At 66.1% G+C, this 22892-nt stretch carries 17 protein-coding genes and 1 tRNA gene; 9 read left to right on the top strand and 9 right to left on the bottom strand.

The annotated features are described in order from the left end of the window. Positions 1–3 precede the first annotated feature (3 nt). Genes ACAM55_RS17355 through ACAM55_RS17340 form a run of 4 tightly spaced genes read left to right on the top strand, consistent with a single transcriptional unit; the run spans position 4 to position 4502 of the window. Positions 4–1155 (top strand): CpaE family protein, encoded by a 1152-nt coding sequence (locus ACAM55_RS17355; protein WP_369652735.1) that lies wholly within the window; start codon positions 4–6, stop codon positions 1153–1155. A gap of 53 nt (positions 1156–1208) precedes the next feature. After that, positions 1209–2582, top strand: coding sequence for a CpaF family protein (locus ACAM55_RS17350; protein WP_369652734.1), 1374 nt, complete (start codon positions 1209–1211; stop codon positions 2580–2582). Between the two features lie 9 nt (positions 2583–2591). Continuing rightward, positions 2592–3584 carry a type II secretion system F family protein gene (locus ACAM55_RS17345; protein WP_369652733.1) on the top strand — a complete coding sequence of 331 codons (993 nt, stop codon included), beginning with the start codon at positions 2592–2594 and terminating at the stop codon, positions 3582–3584. A gap of 12 nt (positions 3585–3596) precedes the next feature. Next, positions 3597–4502 (top strand): type II secretion system F family protein, encoded by a 906-nt coding sequence (locus ACAM55_RS17340; RefSeq protein ID WP_369652732.1) that lies wholly within the window; start codon positions 3597–3599, stop codon positions 4500–4502. Positions 4503–4517: 15 nt separating this feature from the next. Here ACAM55_RS17340 and ACAM55_RS17335 read toward each other — a convergent pair whose 3' ends face one another. The 5 genes from ACAM55_RS17335 to ACAM55_RS17315 all read right to left on the bottom strand — a co-directional run bounded on the left by ACAM55_RS17335 (position 4518) and on the right by ACAM55_RS17315 (position 7648). Next, positions 4518–4637, bottom strand: a complete 120-nt coding sequence (locus ACAM55_RS17335; RefSeq protein ID WP_369652731.1) for a hypothetical protein — start codon at positions 4635–4637, stop codon at positions 4518–4520. Next, entirely contained in the window at positions 4634–4756 is a 123-nt protein-coding gene (locus ACAM55_RS17330) for a hypothetical protein (protein ID WP_369652730.1), read from the bottom strand. Before ACAM55_RS17330 ends, ACAM55_RS17335 begins: the two co-directional genes overlap by 4 nt. A 94-nt stretch (positions 4757–4850) precedes the next feature. Beyond that, positions 4851–5543 carry a response regulator gene (locus ACAM55_RS17325; protein WP_369652729.1) on the bottom strand — a complete coding sequence of 231 codons (693 nt, stop codon included), beginning with the start codon at positions 5541–5543 and terminating at the stop codon, positions 4851–4853. Between the two features lie 22 nt (positions 5544–5565). Next, positions 5566–7254 (bottom strand): sensor histidine kinase, encoded by a 1689-nt coding sequence (locus tag ACAM55_RS17320; RefSeq protein ID WP_369652728.1) that lies wholly within the window; start codon positions 7252–7254, stop codon positions 5566–5568. 318 nt (positions 7255–7572) lie between these two features. Further along, positions 7573–7648 (bottom strand) — tRNA-Ala (locus tag ACAM55_RS17315). An 88-nt stretch (positions 7649–7736) separates the two neighbouring features. On the opposite strand from ACAM55_RS17315, the gene ACAM55_RS17310 reads away from it, so the two are divergent. After that, positions 7737–8603, top strand: a complete 867-nt coding sequence (locus ACAM55_RS17310; RefSeq protein ID WP_369652727.1) for an alpha/beta hydrolase — start codon at positions 7737–7739, stop codon at positions 8601–8603. Positions 8604–8628: 25 nt separating this feature from the next. Here ACAM55_RS17310 and ACAM55_RS17305 read toward each other — a convergent pair whose 3' ends face one another. After that, the gene (locus ACAM55_RS17305; protein ID WP_369652726.1) at positions 8629–9606 is read right to left on the bottom strand and encodes a GMP reductase; all 978 of its coding nucleotides are present in this window, start codon (positions 9604–9606) and stop codon (positions 8629–8631) included. Positions 9607–9812: 206 nt separating this feature from the next. Here ACAM55_RS17305 and ACAM55_RS17300 point away from each other — a divergent pair, with 206 nt between their 5' ends. The 3 genes from ACAM55_RS17300 to ACAM55_RS17290 all read left to right on the top strand — a co-directional run bounded on the left by ACAM55_RS17300 (position 9813) and on the right by ACAM55_RS17290 (position 17641). Continuing rightward, complete coding sequence (locus ACAM55_RS17300) at positions 9813–12218, top strand: UvrD-helicase domain-containing protein (RefSeq protein ID WP_369652725.1); 2406 nt, start codon at positions 9813–9815, stop codon at positions 12216–12218. A gap of 147 nt (positions 12219–12365) precedes the next feature. Next, positions 12366–16109, top strand: a complete 3744-nt coding sequence (locus ACAM55_RS17295) for a DUF2339 domain-containing protein (protein WP_369652724.1) — start codon at positions 12366–12368, stop codon at positions 16107–16109. After that, the gene (locus ACAM55_RS17290) at positions 16106–17641 is read left to right on the top strand and encodes a DUF3999 domain-containing protein (protein ID WP_369652723.1); all 1536 of its coding nucleotides are present in this window, start codon (positions 16106–16108) and stop codon (positions 17639–17641) included. Before ACAM55_RS17295 ends, ACAM55_RS17290 begins: the two co-directional genes overlap by 4 nt. 18 nt (positions 17642–17659) lie before the next feature. Here the strand turns inward: ACAM55_RS17290 and ACAM55_RS17285 are convergent, their stop codons facing one another. Genes ACAM55_RS17285 through ACAM55_RS17275 form a run of 3 tightly spaced genes read right to left on the bottom strand, consistent with a single transcriptional unit; the run spans position 17660 to position 19956 of the window. Then, positions 17660–18490 carry a BPSS1780 family membrane protein gene (locus ACAM55_RS17285; RefSeq protein ID WP_369652722.1) on the bottom strand — a complete coding sequence of 277 codons (831 nt, stop codon included), beginning with the start codon at positions 18488–18490 and terminating at the stop codon, positions 17660–17662. Positions 18491–18500: 10 nt separating this feature from the next. Continuing rightward, positions 18501–19547 carry a homoserine kinase gene (locus ACAM55_RS17280; protein WP_369652721.1) on the bottom strand — a complete coding sequence of 349 codons (1047 nt, stop codon included), beginning with the start codon at positions 19545–19547 and terminating at the stop codon, positions 18501–18503. A 43-nt stretch (positions 19548–19590) separates the two neighbouring features. After that, positions 19591–19956, bottom strand: a complete 366-nt coding sequence (locus ACAM55_RS17275) for a hypothetical protein (RefSeq protein WP_369652720.1) — start codon at positions 19954–19956, stop codon at positions 19591–19593. Positions 19957–20053: 97 nt separating this feature from the next. On the opposite strand from ACAM55_RS17275, the gene polA reads away from it, so the two are divergent. Continuing rightward, positions 20054–22876, top strand: coding sequence for a DNA polymerase I (polA, locus tag ACAM55_RS17270; protein WP_369652719.1), 2823 nt, complete (start codon positions 20054–20056; stop codon positions 22874–22876). Positions 22877–22892 lie beyond the last annotated feature (16 nt).

Here is a 22892-nt window from a genome sequence, read left to right as displayed (position 1 = left end):
ATCATGAAAATCTCCATCATCTCCCCCAATCCCGCCCATCTGCAGGACATGCGCAAGGTGCTCGAGGCACGCTCGCACGCCGTATCGGTGTTCGAAGGCGGCAAGAGCCGCATGCAATGGGTCGTCGAGCGATCAGCACCCGACCTGATGCTGGTGGACGGCATGTGCTGCGATCCCCAGGAGCTGGAAATGGTCGAGCAGCTCACGATGCGCCACCCCGCCATTGCGGTGGTGCTGCTGTGCGCCATGCAGACGCCCGAGTTCCTGATTCTTGCCATGCGTTCGGGCGTGCGCGAAGTGCTGCCTTCACCGCCCGAGCCCGCGGCGCTTGAGGCGGCGGTGGAGCGCATTGCGCTCAAGATGGCCGGCACGCAGTCGCGCGAGGCAGGCCAGGTGGTGGCGTTCATGCCGTGCAAGGGCGGCAGCGGCGCCACCTTTCTAGCGACCAACATCGGGCATCAGCTCTCGATGCGCCGTTCGGTGCTGCTGATCGACCTGAACTTGCAATTCGGCGATGCGCTTTCCTATGTGAGCGACTTGCGGCCCACCTCCACGCTGGCCGATGTGGCCCGCGACATCGGCCGGCTCGATTCTTCGCTGCTTGCGGCAAGCACGGTGAAGGTCGCGCCGGGCTTCAGCATTCTTGCCGCACCAGAGGATCTTTCGCGTGCCCTGGAGATCAAGGCCGAGCACGTCGATGCGATCCTGCAGGTGGCCGCGGCGCAGTATGACTTCGTGCTGTTCGACCTGGGCCTGCGCATCGATCCGCTCGCCATTCGCGTGCTGGACCGCGCGGACCGGATCTTTCCGGTGCTCCAGCCCAGCCTGCCGCACATCCGCAACGTGACGCGCCTGATGCAGGTGTTCAAGTCGCTCGGCTATCCGGCCGGCAAGGTCGAGCTGCTGGTCAATCGCAGCGCCGGCGGCACGGAGATCGGCTTGTCCGACATGCGCCGCTCGCTGGGCGGGGCCACGCTGGTCAGCGTGCCCGACGGCGGCAAGGACGTGGATGCCTCGATCAACCGCGGCGTGCCGCTGGCGGATATGTCGCGCGGCAGCGCGCTCTGCAAGCGGCTCGTGGAAATCGCCCACACGCTCAGTCCGCGTCAAAAGGAAGCGCCAGGCTTCATCGGCCGGCTCTTCCGCCGAGCCTGACACCCACATTGCCCCCGACGCATCTTCTTCCTCCAACAGCAAGGCAGGTCCACATGTCATTCAGAGAACAGCTCAATTCGATCGAAGCCGCGCCGGTCGCGCGCGCGCCGGTGCTGCCCGTGGCCGAGGGGGCGCTTTCGTCCTTCGCTTCGGATTCCTATAAGCTACTGAAGGAGCGAATGCACCTGAAACTGCTGGACCGGTTCGACCTGGCGGTGCTCGAAACGCTGAAGCCAGAGGTGCTGCGCCACGAGATCTCCACGATGGTCACGCGGCTGCTGCAGGAAGAGCCCGAAGCGCTGAACGACATCGAACGGCGCACGCTCATACGCGACATCCAACACGAGATGCTCGGCTTCGGGCCCATCGAACTGTTGATGGCAGACCCGACGGTCTCGGACATCTTGATCAACTCGCACGACCAGATCTACATCGAGCGCAAGGGCCGCCTGGAGCTGACGGACGTGAGTTTCACGGACGAGAAGCACCTGTTACGCATCATCGACAAGATCGTCTCTCTGGTGGGGCGCCGCATCGACGAATCGAGCCCCATGGTCGATGCCCGACTGCCCGACGGATCGCGCGTCAATGCCGTGATTGCGCCGGTCGCGCTGGACGGCCCGATGATGTCGATTCGGCGGTTCGCGAAGATCCCGCTGAAGATGGAAAATCTGGTGAACGACCTGAAGACGCTGACGCCGCAGATGGGGCTGATGCTCGAAGGACTGGCCAGCTCGAAGATCAACATGCTTATCTCCGGCGGCACCGGAGCCGGCAAGACGACGCTGCTGAACATCCTCTCCGGCTTCATTCCCGCCACCGAACGCATCATCACCATCGAGGACGCCGCCGAACTCCAGCTCCAGCAGCCGCACGTCGCCCGCATGGAAACCCGGCCGATGAACATCGAGGGCAAGGGCGAGATCACGCAGCGTGCACTGGTGCGCAACGCACTGCGCATGCGGCCCGACCGCATCGTCATTGGCGAGGTGCGCGGCGCCGAGGCGGTCGACATGCTGCAGGCCATGAACACCGGCCACGAAGGATCGCTCACGACCATTCACGCCAATACGCCCAGAGATGCGCTGGCTCGGCTGGAGAACATGATCAGCATGGCCAACCTGAATCTTCCGCATCACTCCGTGCGCCAGCAGATCGCGTCGGCCATCACTGTTGTGATCCAGGTCCTGCGCATGGTCGACGGCCGGCGCAAGGTCACCAGCATCCAGGAGATCACCGGCATGGAAGGCGAGGTGGTCACGATGCAGGAGATTTTCGCGTTCCGCCAGACCGGCATGGGCCCCGACGGCCGCGTGCGCGGCTACTTCCATGCCACCGGCGTGCGGCCGAAATTCGTCGAGCGCTTGCACTCCTTCGGCGTGGTGCTGCCCGACACCATGTTCGATCCCGACAAGCACTACGAATAGGAGGCCCCCATGTTCCAGAACCTGGTTGGAGACACGCTCATCACGCTGTCGGTGCTGGTCTTCGTGACGGTGCTGATGGTGATCGAAGGCCTGTACATGCTGTGGCGCTCTTACAGGGGCCCCGGGGTGCAGAAGATCGGCAAGCGGCTGCAGGCTCTGTCGGCGGCCACCGACCGCGTCGCGCAGGCGCGGCTCGTGAAGGACCGCGTGCTCAGCGAGGCGCCATGGATGCAGCGCGTTCTGTTGAAGCTTCCGCGAGCCCACCGCCTGGACCGCTTCATTCTCCAGGCCGGGCTGGAGTGGACCGTGTCCCACGTGCTGCTGGCCTGCGCGCTGTCCGGCATGCTTGTTTTCTTTGCGGTGGCGTCGCTCGCGAACCAGCCCGCTTGGATTGCCATGCTTGTGGGCGCCGCCGGCGCGGCGGTGCCATTGCTCTACCTGAGTTATCTGCGCGGCCGCCGCCTGACGCGGCTTGAAAAGCAGCTGCCGGATGCGCTTGACCTGGTGACACGCGCACTGCGCGCGGGCCATTCGTTCGCGAGCAGCGTGCAGATGATCGGCGAGGAAATGTCCGAGCCCATTGCGGGCGAGTTCCGGATGGTGGCCGACGAGGTCGGCTTCGGCGTCTCGCTGCAGCAGGCGCTCACGAACATGAGCGAACGTGTGCCGCTCACCGATATGCGCTACTTCGTGGTGTCTGTGCTGATCCAGCGCGACTCCGGCGGCAACCTGACCGAGGTGCTGAGCAATCTGAGCCGCCTTATCCGCGACCGGCTCAAGCTGCTGGCCCGGGTGCGGGTGCTGTCTGCGGAAGGGCGCCTGTCGGCCTGGATCCTCGGGCTGATGCCCTTTGCGCTGGTGGCGCTCATGAACGCATTCAACCCAGGGTTCATGTCGCCGCTGTGGACCGATCCGATCGGCATCACCGTCGTCAAGTACATGCTCGGCCTGATGGCCATCGGCGCGGTGATCCTGCGCAAGATCGTGAAGATCCGTGTCTGAAGGAGAATTGCCATGTTGTTTCCCATCCTCGTATTCGTTACCGTATCGCTCGCCATCGGCGGATTCGCGGTCTGGATGCTGCCTACGCGCACCGAGCAGCGCCTGCGGGCGGTGGCGCCCGCGAGCAAGTCGGCCTGGACCGAGACCGCCGTCAAGATCGTCGGCCCCTTCGCCCAGCTGTCTTCGCCCACGGGCGAAGGCGAGACCTCGCCGCTGCGATTGAAATTCCTGAGCGCAGGCATTCGTCACCCGGATGCAAGCCTTTTCTATTTCGGCTTGAAATCGCTGCTGCCGCTCGGTCTTGCCGGCCTGGCCTTTGTGGCGATGCGCGCGGCAGGGGCGGACAACGGGCTCACCACCCTGCTGTGGCTGGCAATGGCTGCGCTCCTCGGCTGCTATCTGCCCAACATCGTGCTGCACGTGATGATCAAGGGGCGCCAACGCGAGATCTTCGAGAACTTCCCCGACGCTGCGGACCTGATGCTGGTGTGCGTCGAGGCGGGCCTCGGGCTCGATGCCGCCTTGGTCAAGGTCACCGAGGAGATCCGCGTCAAGAGCGAAGCCCTGGCGCAGGAGCTGCACTGGACCAATCTCGAGATGCGCGCGGGCGGCACACGCGAGAAGTCGCTGCGCAACCTCGCGCTTCGCACCGGCGTGGAAGAAATCGGAACCTTCGCCACCATGCTGACCCAGGCAGACCGGTTCGGCACCAGCATCGGCGAATCGCTGCGCGTGTTTTCGGACGACCTGCGCCACAAGCGCCAGGTTCGCGCGGAAGAGCTTGCCGCCAAGGTGCCGACCAAGATGCTGCTGCCGCTGGTGCTGTGCATCTTTCCGTGCATATCGATGGTCATCCTGACGCCGGCGATCATCCGCATGGTCCGCGTCATCGCGCCAATGCTCGTGGGCGGGCACTGAGCCCGGCACCCGCGCTCAATGAGGCGCGGCGTCCAGCTGGTGCTTGATAACGTAGATATACAGCTCCAGCCGGTTCGCCACACCAAGCTTCTGGTAGATCGCCGTGAGGTGAATGCGAAACGTGTGCTCGGTCACGAACAGCCGTGCGCAAGCGTCTTGTTCGGAGCGCCGCTACCCTCGACCACGGCACGAATGACCTGCCGTTCCTTCTGCCTCAGGCTGGCCAGCTTGGCTTCTTCCGGATTCACCTTCACGGCTTCTTGGGTGAGGTCAGCTTCACACCATCTTGTCGATGCTCACCGGCCGCTGAGCCGGGCAGTCAACCCGGCGCCGTCGCCCGCCTCGCGTTCAGTGGGGCACCACGTCCAGCTGGTGCTTGATGGCGTAGATATACAGCTCGAGCCGGTTCGCTACGTCCAGCTTCTGGTAGATCGCCGTGAGGTGATTGCGGAACGTGTGCTCGGTCACGAACAGCCGTGACGCAAGCGTCTTGTTCGGAGCGCCGCTGCCCTCGACCACGGCACGAATGACGTGCCGTTCCTTCTGCGTCAGGCTGGCCAGTTTGGCTTCTTCGGGATTCACCTTCGCCGGCTTCTTGGGAGAGGTCAGTTCGGAGAACACGCGGCCCATGGCCTGCGCGTCGATGCACAACTCGCCCTTGTGGACGCGTTGGATCGCGTCGAGCACCTGCTCCGCGGAAGCGTCCTTGCCCAGCACGCCCCTGGCACCGCGCAGCACGGCGAGGTCCAGCGTTTGCTGCCGGCGCTCTGCCGTGAGGACGAGCGCGCGCGAAACGTCGTTCGACAGCAGCTTCGGAAGAATGTCGAGCGAGCATTGGCCGGCCAGGTCGAGATCCAGCACGATGACGTCGGGCACGTAGTGCACGGTGTGCTCCAGCGCCTGTTCGAAGCAGTTTGCAGTGGCGACGACCTTCATGCGCGGCTGTTCTCCGTCGATCAGCCTCGACAGCCCCCATAGCATGGTCTGGTGGTCGTCGACCAGCATGACACCGATGGGATGATCCGTTGTGATGGGTTGCATGTTTTTTCCCCTTTTGTCTTGTTCAGATGGGTATTTCGACCAGGACCGCCGTTGCGCCGCCCATGCCCTGGGTAACCTCCGCGCTTCCCCCGAGGGCTGCCGCGCGTTCGCTGATGGAGCGAGGGCGGAAGTTCGAGAAATTCGTGCCGCATGCTTCGTTCTCGATCCGGATCTGCAGCTTGCCGTCTGTGCAGCCGATGCGGATGCGGCCATGATGGGCATGGGTGTGCTTGCAGATGTTGTTGAGCCCTTCGCGCACCAACTGGAGAACTTCGGCCGTCATCCGGTCGTCCAGATGGACGTCGCCGTCAACGACGATCTGGATATCGATTCCGTAAAGCGTCTTGATGCGCGCCGCCTGGCGGTGTAGATGCGGAAGGATGAATTCGCAGTGGCTGTCGGCGCCGTGCTTGACGGTGCCGGCAAAGTGGCGCAGATCGGCAACCACGCTCTCGGCCATGGCGGCCAGCTTGTCCAGGTCGTCGATCAGCGGATTGTCGGCGCCGGCCTTCTTTCGAAGCGCGCTCAGTCCCAGCTTGAGTCCGATATAGGGCTGGATCGCGGTGTCGTGCAGGTCCAGCGAGAGCTTCAGGCGCTCTTTCGAGGCCGCCTCCGAGGCCATGCCATCGAGCACCCGGATGGTCTCGATGACCGGAAAGACCTGGTTCACGAGGTGCGCCAGAAACAGCGCGTCCGATTTGCGGAACAGTCCTTCATGAGAAGACACGTAGATCCGTCCCTCGCCCTGGCGCATTGGCAGCGGTGCAGTCATGAAGCTGCGCGCCTCCAGCATCGCGGCGACCGCAGCGCTGCGCCGCAGGCCCTGTTCGTCCTGGGGATTCCAGAGATGCGTGCGAGGGTCGTAGGCATGTCCGTGGGCACGCACCATGCTCATCGGCCAGGGCAGGCGGCTGCTCAGCACGATCTGCTCGGCATCCAGCGCCATCAGCGGCGATTCCGCGACGCGGTCGATCGTCTCGACACTGACGGATTCGCCCGTATCGCTCTTTCCGACCGAGCGCAGCACCCAGCCACTGGTATCCGTGTCGCGCATCAGCAGGATGCAGTGGCTTGCCTCGAAGAAGGCCAGGGTCTTCTCCATCGTGCTGGCGATCGTGCGGTTGACGCCGAACCGCGGATTGGACAGCCGGCTCACCTGGCTCAGCAGCGCAAGGCGCTGGCGCAACTCGACCTTCGATCCGCCCCAATGGCCGATCATGTGCCCCAGCGCCAGGAGGAACGTGGTGCGCATGAGCAGTTGCGGCGTGTCGCTTCCCGTGCCTGTTCCGAGCCCGCAGGCGGCGAACGACACCACCGCGGCCATGGTCATGCGGGCACCTTCTTCGTAGCCCCACCGGAAAGACGACGTGAGGATGACGAAGAAGTAGAAGAGAAAGTAGAGGCTGCCGCCGCCGCCCGTCACGAGGACCATCAACGTGAACCACAAGATGTCCAGCCAGTGGATGGCCTTGCCCTGGAAATACGGCTGGCCACTTCGCGTGCAGACGTGAACGCCGAGGCTGTAAACCACAAAGCCCGAGAAGACGAGCCAGACGGTGCTGCCGATGCTCTCCTGTTCTATCTCGCCAGCGTCAACCCCGACCGCCAGCAGCGCCGAAACCGACAGCACCAACCGCATACGTGCCACCATGAGCGCGTCGGCAGTCAGAGAGTCCGTCCCGGAATCCGGGTCGATGGAGGTGGCAGGCATCGCTGGTTTTCCAGTGCATAGAGCGGCTCATATCTCGCCGGCTGTCAACAGCGACGAGACGCCCATGTCCCCGGAAGGGGGGTTGCGGGGCGTTACACCTTGGTTCACTTTTGCGCCAAAATTAATATTGTGAGGATTTCACATTACTACTTTTGTAGTCGAAAGCAATACTTTTTGTTAATGCCCTAGGTCAGTGTGTACTTTTGTTACATTCTGATGCGAAGCGCGAGGGCCGGCCAGCGCGTGTGTCCGGCTCTGGAAGCGGCAGACGCGGGCAAGAAAAAGGGCTCGGAAGAATCCGAGCCCCTGAATGGTGGGTGGTGGAGAGGATGAGGATCGAACTCACGACCTCCGCATTGCGAACGCGGCGCTCTCCCAGCTGAGCTACCCCCCCGACACAGGCCGGATTTTAACCAGAACCTGTCTCCTGGCGCAGGGCCATGCCAAGATTCGCGCCTCGCAAAAGAAGGAGAACGAACCGCATGGCCTCGTACGAACCCGCTTGGCTGGAAGGCATGTACAACAATCTCGCTCGGGTGAAAGATCACCCTGCGTACTTCACGCGCTGGGGCCGCGATTCAGCGGCTGCGCGCGAGACGCTGCCCAGCCGGATCGATGTGCCCTACGGCCTGGGGGTGAACGAAACGCTCGACATCTTTCCCGCACCCGTGGCCGATGCGCCGGTGCTGGTGTTCATTCATGGCGGCTACTGGCGCGCCATGGACAAGCGGGATCATTCCTTCATTGCGCCCGCGTTCAATGATCGCGGCGTGTGCGTGGTGGTGCCCAATTACGCGTTGTGTCCCGGAACGGCGCAGCAGCCAGTGACCGTGCCGGACATCCTCATGCAGATGGTGCGCGCGCTCGAATGGACCTGGCGCAATGCCGCGAGCTTCGGTGCGGACCGCACGCGCATCACCGTCGCGGGCCATTCGGCCGGCGGCCACATGGCGGCCGCGCTGCTCGCCTGCGCCTGGAAGGCTGTGTCGCCCGAGCTGCCGGCGCAGCTGGTGCGCAATGCGCTGTCGATTTCCGGCCTTTACGACCTTCGGCCATTGCAGCGCACGCCGTTTCTCGAGCACACGCTGAAGCTCAGCGATGCGGACGCGCTGCGCGCGAGCCCGGCGCTGTGGCCGGCACCCGCGCGCGGCCAGCTCCATGCAGTGGTGGGAGGCGACGAAAGCGAGGAATTCATTCGCCACAACGCATTGATTCGCGAAGCCTGGGGCCGCAACACCGTGCCGGTGTGCGAAACGCTGGCAGGCTTGAACCACTTCAGCATCGTCGATGCACTGGCCGATCCGGGCCACAGGCTGCACCGGCACGCGGTGCAGCTCCTGGAAGCCTGATGCGGCCCGGCGACCGGGAGGACGCCTACATCAGCAGGTGTTCGCCCGCGTTGTCGCCGCCCAGCGTGACGTAGTTGACCTTGCGAATGTCCATCAGCGTACGGCCGCCCGCGTAGCTGATGGAGCTTTGCACGTCCTGCTCCATCTCGACCAGCGTGTCGGCCAGCTTGCCCTTGATGGGCTCGAGGATGCGCTTGCCCTCGACGTGCTTGTACTCGCCCTTGTTGAAGTCGCTGGCCGAGCCGTAATACTCCTTGAAGAGCGTACCGTCGACCTCGACCGTCCGGCCCGGCGATTCTTCGTGCCCCGCGAAGAGCGAGCCGATCATCACCATCGACGCGCCGAAGCGCACGCTCTTGGCAATGTCGCCATGGTCGCGGATACCGCCGTCGGCAATGATCGGCTTGGTGGCCACGCGTGCGCACCACTTGAGCGCCGACAACTGCCAGCCGCCCGTGCCGAAGCCGGTCTTGAGCTTGGTGATGCAGACCTTGCCCGGGCCGATGCCGACCTTGGTGGCGTCGGCGCCCCAGTTCTCCAGGTCGATCACGGCTTCGGGCGTGCCGACGTTGCCGGCAATCACGAAGGACGCCGGCAACTTCTGCTTCAGGTAGCCGATCATGTTCTTCACGCTGTCGGCGTGGCCGTGCGCGATGTCGATGGTGATGTATTCGGGCACCAGGCCCTCGGCAGCCAGCTGGTCGACGGTGTCGTAGTCGGGCTTCTTCACGCCGAGCGAAATCGAGGCGAACACGCCCTTGCCGTGCATCTCCCTGACGAACTTCACGTTGTCCAGGTCGAAGCGGTGCATCACGTAGAAGTAGCCGTTCTGCGCCAGCCAGAGGCAGATCGGCTCGTCGACCACAGTTTTCATGTTGGCCGGCACCACCGGCAGGCGGAAGCTGCGCGCGCCCAGCGCCACGCTGGCGTCGCACTCCGAGCGGCTTTCCACGCGGCACTTGCGCGGCAGCAGAAGGATGTTGTCGTAATCGAAAATTTGCATGACCAGGCTCCTGGAAAGGAATCGTTGAGAAGAACGAATGAGCGCTTGGTCCGGCCGGTTCCCGCGCCGTTTTCAGAAATGAAACGGGCACAAAAAACCGGACGCAAGAAACTTGGGCCCGGTGATTGATTTTACGCAGTCTGCCGGCGGCGGGTCTTCCGGTTCTTCGTATAACCCGCATACGGGTTGGTTTCTACAATCGACGGATGTTGTTTAACGAACCTGCGGCTGATGCCACCCCCTCGGAACTGCCGTTGCTGCAGAACCTGAACCCGGAGCAGCGCGCCGCGGTCACCCTGCCTGCGGGCAATGCCCTCATCCTCGCCGGTGCCGGCTCCGGCAAGACGCGGGTGCTGACCACCCGCATCGCCTGGCTGCTGCAGACCGGCCAGGTCTCGGCCGGCGGCATCCTGGCTGTGACCTTCACCAACAAGGCCGCCAAGGAAATGATGACGCGGCTGACGGCGATGCTGCCCGTCAACGTGCGCGGCATGTGGATCGGCACCTTCCACGGCTTGTGCAACCGCCTTTTGCGCGCGCACTGGAAGCTGGCCAACCTGCCTTCCACCTTCCAGATCCTCGACACGCAAGACCAGCTTTCGGCCATCAAGCGGCTCATGAAGCAGTTCAACGTCGACGACGAGCGGTTTCCGGCCAAGCAGACGCAGTGGTTCATTGCAGGGGCCAAGGAAGACGGCCTGCGCCCCAAGGACGTCGAGATCCGAACCGAGGACGACCGGAAAAAGGTCGAGCTGTACCAGCTCTACGAAGAGCAGTGCCAGCGCGAAGGCGTGGTCGACTTCGGCGAACTCATGCTGCGCAGCTACGAACTGCTGCGCGACAACGACCCGGTGCGCGAGCACTACCAGCGGCGCTTCCGCCACATCCTGATCGACGAGTTCCAGGACACCAACCGCCTGCAATACGCCTGGATCAAGATGCTCTCGGGCACCACCGCGGCAGGCCAGTTCGCGCCCGGCCAGAACAGCGTGATTGCCGTGGGCGACGACGACCAGAGCATCTACGCCTTTCGCGGCGCCCGGGTGGGCAACATGGCCGATTTCGTGCGCGAGTTCGACGTGCAGCACCAGATCAAGCTGGAACAGAACTACCGCAGCTACAGCAACATCCTCGATTCGGCCAACGAGCTCATCAGCCACAACAAGAAGCGGCTCGGCAAGAACCTGCGCACCGACCAGGGCCCGGGCGAACCCGTGCGCGTGTACGAGTCGCCCACCGACCTGGCCGAAGCGCAATGGATGGTCGAGGAAATGCGCCAGCTCGTGCGCGACGGCTTCGACCGCAAGGAAATGGCCGTGCTCTACCGCAGCAATGCGCAGAGCCGGGTGATCGAGACGGCGCTCTTCAATGCCTCGGTGCCGTACCGCGTGTACGGGGGGCTGCGCTTCTTCGAGCGCGCCGAAATCAAGCATGCGCTGGCTTATCTGCGCCTGCTCGAGAACAAGGACGACGACACCAGCTTTCTGCGCGTGGTCAACTTTCCGCCGCGCGGCATCGGCGCGCGCACGCTGGAGCAACTGCAGGACGCGGCGCGCGCGGCCGGGCGCTCGCTGCACGATGCGGTGAGCGTCGTCGGCGGCAAGGCCGGTGCCAACCTCACGGGCTTCGTTGCCAAGATCGACGTGCTGCGCGAGCAGACACAGGGCGTGAGCCTGCGCGAGATCATCGAGCTGGTGCTCGATCACAGCGGGCTCGTCGAACACTACAAGGCCGACCGCGAAGGCGCCGACCGGATCGAGAATCTGGAAGAACTGGTGAACGCGGCCGAGAGCTTCGTCACGCAGGAAGGCTTCGGCCGCGACGCGGTGGCGCTGCCCATTGACGAACTGCGCCAGTCGCCCGCGAGCCAGGGCATCGATGCGAGCCGGCCGCTCATCGACGAGCCGCTCGCGCCCGACGCCGAAACCGGCGAAACGCTGAGCCCGCTGGCTGCGTTCCTCACGCATGCGGCGCTCGAGTCGGGCGACAACCAGGCGCAGGCCGGACAGGACGCCGTCCAGCTCATGACCGTTCACGCCGCCAAGGGACTGGAGTTCGACTGCGTGTTCATCACCGGCATGGAAGAGGGCCTGTTCCCGCACGAAAACTCGATGAGCGATTTCGAAAGCCTCGAGGAAGAGCGCCGCTTGATGTACGTGGCGATCACGCGGGCGCGCAAGCGCCTGTACCTGAGCCATTCGCAAACGCGCATGCTGCACGGCCAGACGCGCTACAACGTCAAGAGCCGTTTCTTCGAAGAGCTGCCCGAAAGCGCGCTCAAGTGGCTCACGCCGAAAAACCAGGCCTTCACGCCGTCGGCCTTCGGCTATGGCGGTGGCTATGCGAGTACGCGTGGCGGTGGTGGCAGTTACAGCAGCGGCAGCGGCTATGGCGGCAACAAGGACACCTATGCAAGCCCGCCGGTGCCGCCGCAGAAAACTGCGCCCTCGCATGGCCTGCGCTCGGGCATGCAGGTGTTCCACAACAAGTTCGGCGAGGGCACGGTGCTGTCGCTGGAGGGAACGGGCGACGATGCGCGCGCGCAGGTCAAATTCACGCGGCACGGCGTCAAGTGGCTCGCGCTGTCGGTGGCCAAGCTCACGCCGGTGTGAGCGCTGCCATGCCCGGCGCACATTTGCTATTAAACAAATAGCTTAGGCCGTAATAGCCACGGGCGTTCCAAGCGATTCTTGAAGAAGCAATCGCCTTACACTCCATGCTCGCCAAAACAGGGGGAGTTAGGGATGTGGTTCCTTGGAATGATTGCCGGACTCTTCATAGGGGCCCTGGCCGAGTCGGTTCCGGCGGCGCTGATCCTGGCGGTGGTGGGCGCGTTTGCATTGCCGAAGATCGTCGGCAAGAAAACCGCCGCCGAGCCCGCACGAACCGAGGCTGAGAGTGCACAGCTTTCCACCAGTGCGCCGGCGGCCCCGGGGGGCGGTGTGTTGAAGCTGCAGCAGCGCGTGGCCGAACTCGAACAGCGCGTGAGCTTGCTCGAACAGCGGCTGGGGCAGGGCGCAGCAGGCGCTGCAGTCGAGCCCATGCCTTCGCCTGTGTTTGTGCCCGCGCCTGCCAGGCAAGACACCCCCATCGCGCAGCCGTTGCCGATCGCGCGGCCGGCGGCAGCGGCCGCTGCGGGCGTCGCCGCGGCGCACGTTCCGGTGCCGGTCATCCAGCCCGCGGCGGCCAGGACGGCTCCCGAGCCTGCCGCACCCGTGGCCGCCAAGCTGCCACCCACGGCCATGCCCGTGCCGCCCCGGCGTGTGCCGCCACCGCCGCCACCACCGGTGCCGCTGCGCGATCGCCTGCCGGCGCCCATCGCCAACCTGATCTTCGGCGGCAACATGCTGGTGAAGCTCGGCGTGCTGATCCTCTTCCTGGGGCTTGCCTTCCTGCTGCGCTACACGGCCGAGCGGGTCACCGTGCCGGTCGAACTGCGTTACGCGGCGGTCGCCCTCGTGGGCGCGGGGCTGCTGGCGCTGGGCTGGTTCCTGCGCCGCAAGCGCACCGGCTACGCGCTCATCCTGCAGGGCGCCGGCATCGGCGTCTTCTACCTGACGACGCTGGCGGCCATGAAGGTGCATGAGTTGCTGCCGCCGACCGCGGGCTTCGTTTTCCTGTTTGGCGTGGCTGCGCTGAGTGCGGTGCTGGCGGTGCTGCAGAACGCGCCAATGCTGGCCATCGTTGCGGCGCTCGAAGGCTTTGCTGCGCCGGTGCTTGCCTCCACCGGGCAGAATCGGCCGGTGGGGCTCTTCACCTACCTGCTGGTGCTCGATGTCGGCATCGTGCTGATCGCCTGGTTCAAGGCCTGGCGCGTGTTGAACCTGATCGGCTTCATCGGCACCTTCACGCTGGCCGCGGGCTGGGCGCACAAGTACTACACCGATGACCAGTACGGCATCGTGCAGCCCTTCCTCGTGGTCTTCTTCCTGCTGTTCGTGGCCATCGGCCTGCTGTTTGCGCGCCGCACGCTGTTCGATGCGCCCGTGCAGCCCGCACAGCCGCTGGCCGCGCGCGCGCTCGATACCTTGCGCCGCGCGGGCCGGGTCGACAGTTCGCTCGTGTTCGGCACGCCCATGGTCGCGTTCGGCCTGCAGGCGCTGCTGATGCAGCCGTGGGAATACGGCGCCGCGTTCTCGGCGATGGCGCTCGCGGCCTTCTACCTGGTGCTGGGCCGCCTGGTGTTCGCCACGCAACCCAAGGGCCTGGCGCTGCTCGCGGAGGCCTACGCGATCGTCGGCGTGATCTTCGGCACGCTTGCCATCCCGCTCGGCCTCGAGGGCCGGTGGACAGGCGCGGCGTGGGCCGTGGAAGCTGCCGGCATGTACTGGCTGGGTGCCCGGCAGGGGCGCGTGTATGCGCGTGCCTTCTCTTTCCTGGTGTTTGGGGGCGCGGTGTGGAAGCTGCTCGAAGCCACGCAGCTCGATGCAGCGGCGGGACATCCGCTGTTGCAGGGCTCGGTGATCGGCCCGCTGCTGGTGGCGGTGAGCGCCTTCGCGATGTGGACCATTCACCGCCGCGCCAAGCTCGACGAAAGCAATGGCTGGGAAGCGCTGACGGGCACTGCCTTGCCGTGGCTCGGCATGGGCGCGCTCACGCTGCTGTTGTGGCAGTGTTTCACGCCCGCATGGGCGGCGGCTGCAACGGCCGTACTGGCTTCTGCCACCTTTGCCGTGGCGGTGCGCTTCAAGCTGCGGCCGCTGGCCTTCGTGACGTACGGAATGCAGGCGCTGGCAGTGGCCGGCTTCATTGCCACGCTGCATCGCGTGGCCGATGCCCGTGCCGGCGAGCAGGTGCTTGCAACCGGCTGGGAGGGCGCCGTGGCGGCGAGCCTGATCGCGCTCAGCCTGCTCGGCAGCGCCGCATGGTCGATGCTGCAGGCGCACCGCGCCGCATTGGCGCGCGGCATCCAGCCGGTGTGGTCGTTGGGCAATGCGGTCGCGGTGATTGCGGGCGTGAGCCTGCTGCATCTCGCGATGCTGTTCCAGGTGAGCCTTGCTCAGGCTGCTTTGCTGTGGCCACTCACGGCCACGGTCGTGCTCTGGGTGGCGTTGCGCATGGCGCACAAGCCGCTCGCGGCGCTGGCGGGGGTGCTGCAGGTCATTTCGGCGCTGCTGCACGTCTTTGGCCGGATCTGGATCTTCTACGGCAACAGCCCGCCGCCGGCTTTCGCGCACCTGGGGTTCTGGACGCCGGTGGTGCTGGGGCTCGCGGCCCTGCTGGCCGGCAGCTGGATGAGCGGCGAGGCCTGGCGGCGTGCCACCGAAGGCACCACAACCACGGCCAAGCGCACGCGCTGGATCAACGACTGGTGCGCCCATCCGGTCGTGCTGTGGGCGCCGGTCGTCTGGGGCCTGGCCTGGTGGCTCTTCGGCTGGCTGGACGAATCCAGCGAGGTGCTGCGCCGCAACGGGCTGGCCGGCCATCTGGCCGCGGCCGCCATGGCGATCGTGCTCGTGACCTCCGTCCTGTCGGCGGTCGTGGCGCACCGGCGCGGCTGGCCGCAGCTGGGCCGGGCCACCCTGGCCACCTTGCCGGGACTGGTGCTGATTGCCGCCCATGGCGCTGCGTTGGCGGCGCCCGCGGTGTATGTGCCGTCGAGCGCGCTGGGCTGGATCGCCTGGCCGCTCGCGCTGCTCTGGCACCTGCGGCTTTTGCACGCGCAAAAGCGCTGGCTGGCCCCCTCGGCACTGGCGCCCTTGCACGTGGTGGGCTTCTGGTTCTTCGTGCTGCTTGCGGCGCGCGAATGCCAATGGCAGCTAGGGCGCGTGGGCGCGGAATGGTCGAGCTGGCAACTGCTGGGCTGGGCCATCGTGCCCGCGCTCGCGCTGTGGATGCTGCGTTCGCGCGCGTTGCTGCAGCGTTGGCCGGTGTCCGAGTACCGGGCCGCGTACCTCGAGATCGCGGCCATGCCCGTGGCGGCCTACCTGCTGGCGTGGGTCTGGGTCACCAATGCCACCAGCCCGGGCAACGCGGCGCCGCTGCCTTACGTGCCGCTGCTGAACCCGTTGGAGCTGGCGCAATGGCTGGTGCTCTTCGCGCTGGTGCTCTGGTGGCGAGCCTTGCCGCAGGGCTCGTTCGCGCGCGTCCAGCCGATGGTTGCGAAGGGTGTACTCGGCCTCACCGGCCTGGCGCTGCTGACCGGCCTGGTGCTGCGCAGCTGCCATCACTATGCGGGCGTCGAATGGCGGTTCGACGCGCTCTACGCCTCGTGGCTCACGCAGGCGGCGCTTTCCATCACCTGGGCGATCTGCGGCGTGGTCGCGATGGTCCTCGGACATGCACGCGGGGTGCGCACCCTGTGGGTGGCCGGCGCTGCGCTGCTCGGCGTCGTGGTGCTGAAACTGTTCTTCGTGGAACTCGCGGACCGGGGCGGGCTGTTCCGCATCGTGTCGTTCATCGCGGTCGGTGCATTGCTGCTGCTGGTGGGCTATTTCGCGCCCGTGCCACCAACCAGAAAAGATATGGAGAAGGATGTGTTGCCCGAAGGAGGTGTCGCATGAAGCACCATGCAAGGCCGTTGCGCCCCAGGGTGCGTATTCGTCTGGCCGCGGGTTTGGCTGCGGCCTGGTTCGGTGTGGCCGGGGCGCAGCCTCCGATCACGGCAACTGCCTCCATCGCCCTGCAGGGCAACGGTCCCTACCACCGGCTCGCGCTGCCACTCGGCATCTACGCCCATGCCGCATACGGCGATCTGAGAGACCTGCGCGTGCGCAATGCCGCCGGCAACGCCGTGCCCTATGCGTGGCTGCGCAACGAAGCCGCCGCGCCGCACTTCACGTCGAAGGAGGTGCCGATCTTCGCGCTGCCCGCGAGTGCGGGAGGCGCTGCGGACGCATCGGACGACGACGCATCGTTCCGCTTCAAGGTGCGGCCCGACGGCTCGCTGGCGCTGGCCCGCAAGCCGGCGCGCAAGCCAGCTGAAGCGGCGCAATGGCTGATCGATGCGAGCCAGCTCAAGGGCGGCCTGCTGCAGGCGCGCTTCGAAGTGGCGCCGGAAGCGCGCGGCCTGTTCGCCTTCAGGCTCGAAGCCAGCGACGACCTGCGGCATTGGCGGCCGGTGGGAGGCGAAGAGCAACTGGTGCGGCTGGCGCACGGCGGCCAGACCATCGAACGCCTGGCGGTCGACCTGGGCAGCGTGCACGCGCATTTCCTGCGCCTGCGCTGGAGCGATCCGCAGAACGGCGTGCCGCTGACCGGCGTCGCGATCGACAGCGTGCAGGAGATCGAACCCGTGGCGCCGCTCGAATGGACAGGCGCGCTCAAGCCGGAGCGTTGCGGCACCGACCATTGCGACTACGCGCTGCCGCGCGGCCTTCCGGTGGAGAGCTTGCGCATCGACCTGGCCGACGTCAACACGCTGGCGCAGGTCGGTATTTCAGGCCTTCTCGCGGCCACCCCGGCAGCGGCCGAGCCGACGCCCGTGCCGCGCAATCCGCTGTATGCGTTGCGGCATCAGCAACGCCGGCCGGCACCGTCCACGGGCAGCCCGGGCGAAGTGCCGTTGCTCGACAGTGTGGTGTACCGCCTTGCGCAACCGGGCGGCGAGGCGCATTCACCGTTGCTGGCGCTCGACGGCAGGAGCTACTCGCACCTGCGGCTGCGCACGGCCGGGCCGGTGAGCGTGCTGGGCGCAACGCCTCCGACGATTGCGGTGGGCGCCACGCCGCGCACGCTGGTGTTCCTGGCGCAAGGTGCTGCACCGTTTTCTCTGGCCTGGAATGTGGCGCCCGAAAAGAACGCGGTGCAGGGCGGTTCGCCGGGAGCGGCCTTGGCATTGGCCACGCTGGTGCCGGGCTATTCCGCGAACAAGCCCGTTGCGGCGGGCGAAGCCTCCGTCACGCTGCCGCCAGCGCCGGTGGCCGCTGTGGAAGCCGTGGTCGCCGCGGCCGCGCAATTGCCCGTTCCGACGCAGCCCGATGCGTCGCGCAAATGGTGGTTGTGGGGGGCGCTGGGCATCGGCCTGCTGTTGCTGGCCGGCATGGCATGGTCGCTTTTTGCGAGCCTGCGCAGGGACAGGGCGCTGGCAGACTGAGCGCCCTTCGGCCGCGAGTCAGTTCGGGTCGAAGCTGTCGCGGAAGGTGAACCAGGTGGAGCTCATCGACATGGCCGCGAGCACCAGCGCTGTGCCGACGATCAGCACGTTGCCGATGGCCGCGGCGGCTGCGCCTCCGCCCACCGCACCGACGCCGATCAGCACGGTGGCGATCAGGCCGATGCCGATGCCGGCGAGCAAGAACACGCCGAGCCACGCCAGGCCGAACAGCGCATAGGCGCCGAAGTTGCGAAACAGCGCGACCACGCTGAAGAACACGCTCTTCACCGGTTCCACGCGGTGCCAGTGCACCAGCGCGGGGGCGTGCCACATCGCGAGCGAGAGCGGCAGGTTCAGGCACATCAGGAGCATGCGCGCCACCTGGAAGTCGCTGCTCGCCATCACCTCGGGCGTCAGCACTTCGTCGAGCAGGTAGGCGCGTGCCAGCTGGCCGCCGTCGACGAATGTCGTCAGCAGCACGGCCACCACGAAATAGAGCGCGGAGATCACGCCGAGCTTGACCAGCGAACGCCACTCGGCGCGCATGGCGCCGGCCACGGCAACGAACATGGCGGAGCCGGTGGGGCGCTGCGCGTGCCCGTCGGTGCCAATGCCCTCGGCGTTGTCGGTGTACGCCACCGAGGTGGCCACCATCAGGCCCAGCGTCATGAAGGGCAGCAGCACCGGCGCCAGCACGCTGCCGACGAGCGGCAGCAGCGACACCGTCGAGATCAGCGCCATCAGCAGGAAGAACAGCGAGATGAAGGCGAGCGGCTGCCGCCAGAAAGTCTTGAGCCCGAGGCGGACCCATTCGGCGCCGGTTCGCGCCGGCACGAGGTGGAGTTTCATTTTTTGAGAATCAGGCGGCCAGCGGTTCGAGCGACTGCGCCATGGCGTGCGGATGGGCAGCGCGCTCGCGCAGCACGCGCTCGAAGTGCGCCGGGTCGTGCGGCTTCAGCATGCTGGCTTCGCGCGGCAGGTGAAAGTCCCAGAGCCGCGAGATCCAGAAGCGCAGCGCCGCGGCGCGCAGCATGGCGGGCAGCAGGGCGCGCTCGGCCGCGTTCAGCGGGCGCACGTTTTCATAGGCCGACAGCAGCGCGTCGGCGCGTTCGGCGTCGTGCTGGCCGGTCGGGAGGTCGATGGCCCAGTCGTTCAGGCACACGGCCAGGTCGAACAGCCAGGTGTCGGTGCCCGCAAAGTAGAAGTCGAACACGCCGGTGAGGCGCGGTGCCACGCCGGCGTCTTCGCCGGTGGCGAACATCACGTTGTCGCGGAACATGTCGGCGTGCACCGGTCCGCGAGGCAGCGCCGCATAGGCCGACGACTCGGCCACGTGGTTCTGGTAGGCGAGTTCGGCGCGCAACAGCCCGGCCTGCGATTCATCGACGTAGGGCAGCACCACCGGCACGGTGTCGTTCCACCAGGCCAGGCCGCGCAGGTTCGCCTGGATGCGCGGAAAGTCGCGCGCCGCCAGGTGCATGCGCGCCAACAGGGCGCCCAGTTCGGTGCAATGGGCGGCGCGCGGTGCGAGTTCGCTCCGGCCCGAGAGCCGCTGCACCAGCGCGGCCGGCTTGCCTGCCACCTTGAGCAGCAGTTCGCACGGGGCGTTCGCGGGGATTGTCAGTGCGTGTCCCGACGGCGGCTGGATGGCCGGATCGGCCACGGGCTCGGGCACCGGCAGGCCGCGGCCCGCCAGGTGCTTCATGAGACAAAGGTAGTACGGAAGCTGCTCGGCGCCCAGGCGTTCGAACAGCGTCAGCACGAACTCGCCGGTCTCGGTGGTCGCGAAGTAGTTGGTGTTCTCGATGCCACCCTCGATGCCGCGAAGCTCGCGCAGGGGACCCAGGCCCAGGCGCTGCACGAGCGCGTCGGCCTCGCCGAATTCGACTTCGGTAAAAACTGCCATGGCGGTGCTCAGCGTGTCGCTGCAGATTGAAAGCGCGGCACGGTCAGAACTTCATCACGTTCCAGACCCGGGCGCCGTTGCCGTTCGAGTTTGCGTCGCCCGAACCCGTCCGCGCGCCTGGATCGTTCGGCCGCACCTCGTAGCCCGGCACGTTGGCCTTGGGCTTCACGTTGATGCTTTGCGTACGGCCGCCGTAGCGCACCTCGTCGACCGAGGCGCCGCTGTCTTCCGTGTGGATGTGCTCGACCTTCTGGTTGCGCCGGCCGTCGGCCTGCTCCTGATTTTGTAGCGACTCGGGCGGCGCGGAGGCGCCGGCAGGTGCGGGCTGCGCCTGGACGGCGGCAAAAGGGACGGCAAAGGCCAGCGCCAGCAGGATGCGGCGGGCGACCAGGAGTGTGGGGCTAGGCATGCGAGGATTGTAGGCTCGGGGCCGCTTCCAGCGTGTCGGCGGGCGGCGCTTGCCGCCGTGGTTCGGGAGCCCGGTCCGGGCACGGCAAAATGGCCCGATGACCGACAAGAAAACGCTGCTGCTCGTCGATGGCTCGAGCTATCTTTACCGCGCCTTCCATGCCATGCCCGACCTGCGGGCCGTGCCCGGCGATCCGAAAAGCCCCGCGACCGGCGCCATCCGCGGCATGATCAACATGATGACCGCGCTGCGCCGCGAGGTCCGCGCCGACTACGCGGCATGCATCTTCGACGCGCCCGGCAAGACGTTCCGCGACGACCTGTACCCCGAATACAAGGCCAACCGTTCCCCCATGCCCGACGATCTGCGCAGCCAGATCGAACCCATCCACGAGGTGGTGAAGCTCATGGGCTGGCCGGTGCTCTGCGTGCCCGACATCGAAGCCGACGACGTGATCGGCACGCTCGCCAGGACGGCGGCGCTGCAGGGCGTCGAGGTCATCGTGTCCAGCGGCGACAAGGACCTGAGCCAGCTGGTGGACGAGCACATCACCATCATCGACACGATGAATGGCAAGAGGCGCGATGTGGCCGGGGTCACGGCGGAATTCGGCGTGCCGCCCAACCTGATGATCGACTACCAGACGCTGGTCGGCGATGCGGTCGACAACGTGCCCGGTGTCGAGAAGGTCGGCCCGAAGACCGCTGCCAAGTGGCTGCTCGAATACGGCTCGCTCGACGCGCTGATCGAACGCGCCGCCGAGGTGAAAGGCCAGGCCGGCGAGAACCTGCGCAAGGCACTCGACAAGCTGCCGTTGAGCAAGAACCTCGTCACCATCCGCACCGATTGCGACCTGGCCGGCCACGTCACCGGCCTCCCGTCGCTCGAAGGCTTGCCGGTGGGCGCGCCGCAAACCGCCGAGCTCAAGCCTTTCTACGAGAGGTTCGGCTTCAAGAGCCTGGTCAAGTCGCTCGAGGCACTGGAAGTGCCGCCGGAGCTGATCGAGGAAAACATCAAGAAGCAGACGGCCCGCGGCGGCGCGGCAAGCAGCGATCAGGGCGGGTTGTTCGACGAATCGGCTGACCTCGGCGCGATGGAGGCGGCAGCGCCCGCGAGCAACCTGAAGTACGAGACCATCACGAGCTGGGAGCAGTTGGACGCCTGGCTCGCGAAGCTCGAGGCCGCCGAGCTGGCCGCCATCGACACCGAGACCACCTCGCTCGACGAGATGGTCGCGCGCATCGTCGGCGTGAGCTTCAGCGTCGAGCCCGGCGAGGCGGCCTACATTCCGCTCACGCACAACTATCCCGACGCGCCTGCGCAGTTGCCCATCGACGAAGTGCTCGCCAGGCTCAAACCCTGGCTCGAAAACCCTGCGAAGAAAAAGCTCGGCCAGCACATCAAGTACGACCGCCACGTGCTCGCCAACCACGGCATCGAGGTGCAGGGCTATGCGCACGACACCATGCTGCAGAGCTACGTGCTCGAGGCGCACCGGCCGCATGGCCTCGCAAGCCTGGCCGAACGCCACCTGGGCCGCAGCGGCATTTCGTACGAAGACCTGTGCGGCAAGGGTGCACACCAGATTCCGTTCAGCCAGGTCGACATCGCCAAGGCCGCCGAGTATTCGTGTGAGGACAGCGACCAGACGCTCGACGTTCACCTGGCACTGTGGCCCCAGATCGAGCGCGACGAAAAGCTGCGCTTCATCTACCAGCTCGAGATGGATTCGAGCGAGGCGCTCTACCGCGTCGAGCGCAACGGCGTGCTGATCGACGCGCCCACGCTCGCGGCGCAAAGCCATGAACTCGGCACGCGCATCATGGCGCTCGAGCAGGAGGCTTACGAGATCGCGGGCCAGCCCTTCAACCTGGGTTCGCCCAAGCAGATCGGCGAGATCTTCTTCACCAAGCTGGGCCTGCCGGTCGTCAAGAAGACGCCGAGCGGCGCACCGAGCACGGACGAGGAAGTGCTCGAGAAACTGGCCGAGGACTATCCGCTGCCGGCCAAGATCCTCGAGCACCGGGGCTTGTCCAAGCTCAAGGGCACGTACACCGACAAGCTGGGCCAGTTGGCCAACCCGCGCAGCGGCCGCGTCCACACGCACTATGCGCAGGCGGTGGCGGTCACGGGGCGCCTGTCGAGCAACGATCCCAACCTGCAGAACATTCCGATCCGCACGCCCGAAGGCCGCCGCGTGCGTGAAGCCTTCATTGCGCCGGCCGGCAGCGTGATTGCCAGCGCCGACTACTCGCAGATCGAGCTGCGCATCATGGCGCACATCAGCGGCGACGAGTCGCTGCTGCGCGCCTTCCGCGAAGGCATCGACGTGCACCGCGCCACCGCGGCGGAAGTGTTCGGCTCCACGCCCGACCAGGTGTCGAGCGAGCAGCGCCGCTACGCGAAGGTGATCAACTTCGGGCTCATCTACGGCATGAGCAGCTTCGGGCTCGCGCGCAACCTGGGCATCGAAACCAAGGCCGCGGCGTCCTACATCGAACGCTACTTCGCGCGCTACCCGGGCGTGAAGGCGTACATGGACGAGACCAAGGCGCTCGCAAAGGAAAAGGGCTATGTCGAGACCGTGTTCGGACGGCGCCTGTACCTGCCCGAGATCAATTCGCCCAACGGCCCGCGCCGCGGCGGCGCCGAGCGCGCGGCCATCAACGCGCCGATGCAGGGCACCGCGGCCGACCTGATCAAGCTCAGCATGATCAAGGTACAGAACGTGCTTGACGAAGAGAAGCGCGCCACCCGCATGATCATGCAGGTGCACGACGAACTGGTGTTCGAAGTGCCCGAGGCCGAGGTCGAATGGGTGCGCACCGAGATTCCGCGCCTGATGGCCGGCGTGGCGGAACTCAAGGTGCCGCTGCTGGCCGAGATCGGCATCGGTCCCAATTGGGACAAGGCGCATTGACCAGAATCCCGACCAA

This window comes from Variovorax sp. V213, from assembly GCF_041154455.1.
Classification (GTDB): domain Bacteria; phylum Pseudomonadota; class Gammaproteobacteria; order Burkholderiales; family Burkholderiaceae_C; genus Variovorax.
Note: the sequence above shows the minus strand (reverse complement) of the source record. Positions and strands in the feature narration are given on the sequence as shown.

Bases quoted from the DNA above. Each gene is read 5' to 3' on its own strand.
- ACAM55_RS17305 (WP_369652726.1), bottom strand. From the start codon at position 9,606: ATGCAAATTTTCGATTACGACAACATCCTTCTGCTGCCGCGCAAGTGC.
- ACAM55_RS17300 (WP_369652725.1), top strand. From the start codon at position 9,813: ATGTTGTTTAACGAACCTGCGGCTGATGCCACCCCCTCGGAACTGCCG.
- ACAM55_RS17280 (WP_369652721.1), bottom strand. From the start codon at position 19,547: ATGGCAGTTTTTACCGAAGTCGAATTCGGCGAGGCCGACGCGCTCGTG.
- ACAM55_RS17340 (WP_369652732.1), top strand. From the start codon at position 3,597: ATGTTGTTTCCCATCCTCGTATTCGTTACCGTATCGCTCGCCATCGGC.
- polA (WP_369652719.1), top strand. From the start codon at position 20,054: ATGACCGACAAGAAAACGCTGCTGCTCGTCGATGGCTCGAGCTATCTT.
- ACAM55_RS17285 (WP_369652722.1), bottom strand. From the start codon at position 18,490: ATGAAACTCCACCTCGTGCCGGCGCGAACCGGCGCCGAATGGGTCCGC.
- ACAM55_RS17310 (WP_369652727.1), top strand. From the start codon at position 7,737: ATGGCCTCGTACGAACCCGCTTGGCTGGAAGGCATGTACAACAATCTC.
- ACAM55_RS17275 (WP_369652720.1), bottom strand. From the start codon at position 19,956: ATGCCTAGCCCCACACTCCTGGTCGCCCGCCGCATCCTGCTGGCGCTG.
- ACAM55_RS17345 (WP_369652733.1), top strand. From the start codon at position 2,592: ATGTTCCAGAACCTGGTTGGAGACACGCTCATCACGCTGTCGGTGCTG.
- ACAM55_RS17290 (WP_369652723.1), top strand. From the start codon at position 16,106: ATGAAGCACCATGCAAGGCCGTTGCGCCCCAGGGTGCGTATTCGTCTG.
- ACAM55_RS17350 (WP_369652734.1), top strand. From the start codon at position 1,209: ATGTCATTCAGAGAACAGCTCAATTCGATCGAAGCCGCGCCGGTCGCG.
- ACAM55_RS17320 (WP_369652728.1), bottom strand. From the start codon at position 7,254: ATGCCTGCCACCTCCATCGACCCGGATTCCGGGACGGACTCTCTGACT.
- ACAM55_RS17295 (WP_369652724.1), top strand. From the start codon at position 12,366: ATGATTGCCGGACTCTTCATAGGGGCCCTGGCCGAGTCGGTTCCGGCG.
- ACAM55_RS17325 (WP_369652729.1), bottom strand. From the start codon at position 5,543: ATGCAACCCATCACAACGGATCATCCCATCGGTGTCATGCTGGTCGAC.
- ACAM55_RS17355 (WP_369652735.1), top strand. From the start codon at position 4: ATGAAAATCTCCATCATCTCCCCCAATCCCGCCCATCTGCAGGACATG.